We start from the raw sequence: 410 nt of genomic DNA, 5'->3' as shown, positions 1-410 counted from the left end.
CGAACCCAAAGAAACTGAATTCGAAATCCGTTACCGCATCGACGGTGTGCTGCAGCGCCGTCTGGTGCTGCCGCGTTCGCGCTTCGATGCGGTGGCTTCGCGCCTGAAACTCATCGCCGGCATGGACATCGCCGAGCGGCGCCTGCCGCAAGACGGACGCATCGGCACGCGCATCAGCGGGATCGAACTTGATATCCGCGTTTCGTGCCTGCCGGGTCTGTGGGGCGAGTCAATCGTTATGCGTCTGCTGCTGAAAGAACAGAAAGCGCTGACGTTGCAAAATATCGGCATGGCGGCCGACCATTTGGAGATGTTCGCCAAGCTTGCCAACGAGCCGCACGGAATCATTCTGGTTACGGGCCCTACGGGTTCGGGCAAATCGACCACGCTGAAAGCCACGCTGGATTTTA

General features: G+C 59.3%; 1 protein-coding gene. It reads left to right on the top strand.

Features of this window, described 5'->3' with window-relative positions:
• Nucleotides 1-410, top strand: a 410-nt coding sequence (gene tadA, locus JNK74_28995; protein ID MBL7650219.1) for a Flp pilus assembly complex ATPase component TadA, incomplete at both ends; no start/stop codon positions are given.

This window comes from Candidatus Hydrogenedentota bacterium (genome assembly GCA_016791475.1).
In the GTDB taxonomy this organism is placed as follows: Bacteria; Hydrogenedentota; Hydrogenedentia; order Hydrogenedentales; family JAEUWI01; genus JAEUWI01.
This window is presented reverse-complemented; position numbering and strand designations above follow the sequence as displayed.